This window comes from uncultured Actinomyces sp., assembly GCF_963526355.1.
In the GTDB taxonomy this organism is placed as follows: Bacteria; Actinomycetota; Actinomycetes; order Actinomycetales; family Actinomycetaceae; genus Actinomyces.
Map to the genome: position 1 here is coordinate 1 of NZ_CAUROW010000114.1, position 5,142 is coordinate 5,142.

5 protein-coding genes are annotated in these 5,142 nt (G+C 65.1%); 1 reads left to right on the forward strand and 4 read right to left on the reverse strand.

Going from position 1 to position 5,142, the window contains the following annotated elements:
- On the forward strand, positions 1–431 hold a 431-nt coding region (locus tag RWR81_RS12240; protein ID WP_314458007.1), incomplete at its 5' end, for a hypothetical protein.
- Positions 432–516: 85 nt separating this feature from the next.
- Here RWR81_RS12240 and tuf read toward each other — a convergent pair.
- From tuf to rpsL, 4 genes are all read right to left on the reverse strand, one after another.
- Complete coding sequence (tuf, locus tag RWR81_RS12245) at positions 517–1,707, reverse strand: elongation factor Tu (protein ID WP_314458008.1); 1,191 nt, start codon at positions 1,705–1,707, stop codon at positions 517–519.
- 200 nt (positions 1,708–1,907) lie between these two features.
- On the reverse strand, positions 1,908–4,049 hold the full coding sequence (gene fusA, locus RWR81_RS12250; protein WP_314458009.1) for an elongation factor G: 2,142 nt from the start codon (positions 4,047–4,049) through the stop codon (positions 1,908–1,910).
- Positions 4,050–4,094: 45 nt separating this feature from the next.
- Entirely contained in the window at positions 4,095–4,565 is a 471-nt protein-coding gene (gene rpsG, locus RWR81_RS12255) for a 30S ribosomal protein S7 (protein ID WP_003786052.1), read from the reverse strand.
- On the reverse strand, positions 4,565–4,939 hold the full coding sequence (gene rpsL / locus RWR81_RS12260) for a 30S ribosomal protein S12 (RefSeq protein WP_003786082.1): 375 nt from the start codon (positions 4,937–4,939) through the stop codon (positions 4,565–4,567). Before rpsL ends, rpsG begins: the two co-directional genes overlap by 1 nt.
- Between the last annotated feature and the right edge of the window lie 203 nt (positions 4,940–5,142).

The following is a 5,142-nucleotide window of genomic DNA, read 5'->3' on the forward strand; positions in this document are numbered from 1 at the left end:
GTGCTGGCGTTGTACTTCATGGGTTGGGATTTCCTTTCACTGTGCGCCGCGGGGATGCAAACGCGTGGCAGAAATATGGGTGGGGAGCGTGTTCTTCGACGAACGGGGCCGTCCTGCTCGACGACGTCACCGACATTCCCGGTTTTCGCGGGTACACCACGACGGTACGGCGATGCTGCAAGAGAAGGTCCCCACATCACAAGAACGGAAAGGCACTGGAACCACCCGATTGTGCGTATCGGCGTCCACGCCCGGTTGCACTGGATAAACTAGTCGAAAACCCTGAAGAAAACAGGGACGGTAATAGTTCTGAAATCGTCCGTTACTGCATTGCGATGTCATTCATTACATTGACATCACAGCATTCCCGCATTGATGTCATTCACGCGACTATTCGCATTATCGGTCAGGCCTGTCTGCAGCATTTCTGAGAGACCAAGAAAGACCTCCCCGGTCGGAATATGCGTTCCGACCGGGGAGGTCCGGTGCTAGGCGGAGGGGCCGAGCGTCAGCGGGTCACTTGATGACCTTGGTGACGCGGCCGGAGCCGACGGTGCGGCCACCCTCACGGATGGCGAAACCGAGGCCCTCCTCCATGGCGATGGGCTGGATGAGCTGGACAGTCATCTCGGTGGTGTCACCGGGCATGACCATCTCAGTGCCCTCGGGGAGGGTGATGACACCGGTGACGTCCGTGGTCCGGAAGTAGAACTGCGGACGGTAGTTCGAGTAGAAGGGGTTGTGGCGGCCACCCTCGTCCTTGGTGAGGATGTAGACGTGACCCTCGAACTCGGTGTGCGGGGTGATGGAGCCGGGCTTGCAGATGACCTGACCGCGCTCGACGTCCTCGCGACGGGTGCCGCGCAGGAGCAGACCGCAGTTCTCGCCGGCCCAGGCCTCGTCCATCTGCTTGTGGAACATCTCAATACCGGTGACCGTGGTCTTCTGGGCCTCGCGGATACCGAGGATCTCGACCTCGGAGTTGATCGGGAGCTTGCCGCGCTCCACGCGACCGGTGACGACGGTGCCGCGACCGGTGATGGTGAAGACGTCCTCGATGGGCATGAGGAAGGGCTTGTCCATGTCGCGCTCGGGGGTGGGGATGAAGTCATCCACCGCGTCCATGAGCTCCTTGATCTTGCCGGCCCACTCGGCGTCGCCCTCGAGGGCCTTGAGAGCGGAGACGCGGATGACGGGAGCCTCGTCGCCGTCGTAGTCCTGTGAGGAGAGGAGCTCGCGCACCTCCATCTCAACCAGGTCGAGGAGCTCCTCGTCGTCCACCATGTCGGACTTGTTGAGGGCCACGAGGAGGGCGGGGACGCCCACCTGGCGGGCGAGCAGGACGTGCTCGCGGGTCTGGGCCATCGGGCCGTCGGTGGCGGCGACCACGAGGATCGCGCCGTCCATCTGGGCGGCACCGGTAATCATGTTCTTGATGTAGTCGGCGTGACCGGGGGCGTCGACGTGCGCGTAGTGACGCTTGTCGGTCTCGTACTCGACGTGCGCGATGTTGATGGTGATACCGCGCTGGCGCTCCTCAGGAGCCTTGTCGATCTCGTCGAAGGGGGTGAAGGGGTTCAGCTCGGGGTACTCGTCGTGCAGAACCTTGGAGATCGCAGCGGTCAGCGTCGTCTTGCCGTGGTCGACGTGACCGATCGTTCCGATGTTGACGTGCGGCTTGGTCCGCTCGAACTTGGCCTTGGCCACTGGTGTCCTCCTGGGACTCGGGTAGTTCTCTTCGTCGGGATTCGACTAGCACACATGCTAGCCGTCCGGGCGTCGAGAGTCTCTACTGGTGGATGTTGGAAATCTTACTGAAATGAGTCCGATCGGCGCACCGGGGCGCCTCCGGACCGGGGGCCCGCTGCGGTTGTAAGCAGCCGGAGCGGGCCCCCGGGGTGCGGGCGTCAGGCGCCCCTGACCTTGGCGATGATCTCGTCGGCGACGTTCTTGGGAACCTCGGCGTAGGAGTCGAAGGTCATGGAGTAGACGGCACGTCCCTGCGTCTTGGAGCGCAGGTCACCGACGTAGCCGAACATCTCGGACAGAGGGACATTGGCCTTAACGACCTTGACGCCGACGGCGTCCTCCATCGAGGCGATCATGCCGCGACGGGAGTTGAGGTCACCGATGACGTCACCCATGTACTCCTCGGGAGTACGGACCTCGACGGCCATGACGGGCTCGAGGAGGACCGGCGAGGCCTTCTTGGCACCCTCCTTGAACGCCATGGAGCCGGCGATCTTGAAGGCCATCTCGGAGGAATCGACCTCGTGGTAGGCGCCGTCGATGAGGGTGGCCTTGATGTCCACCATCGGGTAGCCGGCCAGGACACCGGTGAGCATGGCGTCCTGGACCCCGGCGTCCACGCTGGGGATGTACTCGCGGGGCACACGACCACCGGTGACGGCGTTGGCGAACTCGTAGTGCGCCTTCTCGCCGTCGGCGGCGTCGGCCGCCTCATCGACGACGAGGGGCTCGAAGCTCATCTGCACCTTGGCGAACTGACCGGAGCCACCCGTCTGCTTCTTGTGGGTGTACTCGACCTTGTCCACCTTCTTGCGGATGGTCTCGCGGTAGGCGACCTGCGGGGCGCCCACGTTGGCCTCGACCTTGAACTCGCGACGCATGCGGTCGACGAACACGTCCAGATGGAGCTCGCCCATGCCGCCGATGACGGTCTGGCCGGTCTCCTCGTCGAGGGAGACGGTGAAGGTGGGGTCCTCCTCGGAGAGCTTCTGGATGGCCACCCCCAGCTTCTCCTGGTCGCCCTTGGTCTTGGGCTCGATGGCCACGTGGATGACCGGGTCCGGGAAGGTCATGGACTCCAGGACGATCGGTGAGCCCTGGGCGCACAGGGTGTCACCGGTGGTGACGTCCTTGAGGCCGATGAAGGCGTAGATGTGGCCGGCGTGGGCCTCCTCCACCGGGTTCTCCTTGTTGGAGTGCATCTGGAAGAGCTTTCCGATGCGCTCCTTCTTACCCTTGGTGGCGTTGAGGACCATTTCGCCCTGAGAGACCTTGCCGGAGTAGACGCGCACGTAGACGAGCTTGCCGTAGAAGGGGTGGGTGGCGACCTTGAAGGCCAGGGCGGCGAAGGGGGCCTTCTCGTCGGACGGGCGGGTGAGCACCTCCTCCTCGTTGCCGACGGCGTGACCCTCGACGTCGGAGACGTCCAGCGGGGCCGGCAGGTAGTCCAGGACGGCGTCGAGCACGGGCTGGATGCCCTTGTTCTTGAAGGCGGACCCGGCCAGGACCGGGAAGGCCTCGCCGGCCACGGTGAGCTTGCGGATGCCGGACTTGATCTCGGCGATGCTGAGCTCCTCACCCTCGAGGTACTTCTCCATGAGGGTGTCGTCGGCCTCGGCGACCGTCTCGACCAGCTGGGCGCGCAGCTCCTCCGCCTTGGCGACGAGCTCGGAGGGGATCTCCTCGTACTCGACGACGGAGCCACGGGTGTCCTTGCCATCGGCGTCCTTCTCCGGGAAGCGGATGGCCCGCATCTCCAGGACGTCGACGAGGCCGGAGAACTCGTTCTCGGCGCCGATCGGGAAGTTGAGGACGATCGGGGTGGCGTGGAGGCGGTCCCGGATGGTCTGGACGGAGAAGTCGAAGTCGGCGCCCAGCTTGTCCATCTTGTTGATGTAGCAGATGCGCGGGACGTTGTACTTGTCCGCCTGGCGCCACACCGTCTCGGACTGCGGCTCCACGCCCTCCTTGCCGTCGAAGACCGCCACGGCGCCGTCGAGCACGCGCAGGGAGCGCTCGACCTCGACCGTGAAGTCCACGTGGCCGGGAGTGTCGATGATGTTGATCTGGTTGTTCTTCCAGAAGCAGGTGGTGGCCGCGGAGGTGATGGTGATACCGCGCTCCTGCTCCTGCTCCATCCAGTCCATCGTCGAGGCGCCGTCGTGCGTCTCGCCGATCTTGTAGTTGATGCCCGTGTAGAACAGGATGCGCTCTGTCACGGTGGTCTTACCGGCATCGATGTGGGCCATGATGCCGATGTTGCGGACCTTGGTGAGGTCTGTCAGCACGTCAAGTGCCACTGGTGGTGTCCTTCGTTCGTGTGGGGTACGGAGCTGCTTCCGGCACTACCAGCGGTAGTGGGCGAAGGCCTTGTTGGACTCGGCCATGCGGTGCATGTCCTCGCGGCGCTTGACCGCGGCACCCAGGCCGTTGGAGGCGTCGAGGATCTCGTTCATGAGACGCTCGGTCATGGTGTTCTCGCGGCGCTGGCGGGAGAAGTCCACGAGCCAGCGCAGCGCCAGGGTGGTGGCGCGGCCGGGGCGGACCTCGACGGGCACCTGGTAGGTGGCGCCACCGACGCGGCGGGAGCGGACCTCCAGCGCAGGGCGGATGTTGTCCAGCGCGCGCTTGAGGACGGAGACCGGATCCTGGTCCGTCTTGGAGCGGACGCCCTCGAGGGCGCCGTAGACGATGCGCTCGGCGGTGGACTTCTTGCCGTCCAGCAGGACGCGGTTGACGAGCTGGGTGACGACCGGCGAGCCGTAGACGGGGTCGACGACGAGCGGGCGCTTGGGTGCGGGACCCTTACGAGGCATTACTTCTTCTCCTTCTTGGCGCCGTACTTGGAACGTGCCTGCTGGCGCCCCTTGACACCCTGGGTGTCGAGGGCGCCGCGCACGATGTGGTAGCGGACACCGGGAAGGTCCTTCACACGACCTCCGCGCACGAGCACGATGGAGTGCTCCTGGAGGTTGTGGCCCTCACCGGGGATGTAGGCCGTGACCTCGATACCGGTGGACAGGCGCACACGGGCGACCTTACGGAGGGCGGAGTTCGGCTTCTTGGGGGTCGTGGTGTACACGCGGGTGCACACGCCACGGCGCTGCGGACTGGCCTTGAGCGCCGGCGTCTTGGACGCAGAGCGCTTCGTCGAGCGGCCCTTGCGGACCAGCTGCTGAATAGTAGGCACTACTGATTCTCCATGGGGACGTGAGTCTGTATCTGGCTGCTGCCTGCGTGCCGGACCGCTCCCCCATCGGTGGCTCGACGGCGCACGCCACCGCGGAGAGGGCCGGCCCGCCGGGATCGGGGTGAACCCGATGACGACGTCCGGAGCCCCGCAGTCAGGGGCCCGTCGGTTCCCGCCGCGGCAGACCCGCGTCACGATGTCGA

Excerpts from the sequence above, each read along its gene's own strand:
- rpsG (WP_003786052.1), bottom strand. The coding sequence starts at position 4,565 with ATGCCTCGTAAGGGTCCCGCACCCAAGCGCCCGCTCGTCGTCGACCCC.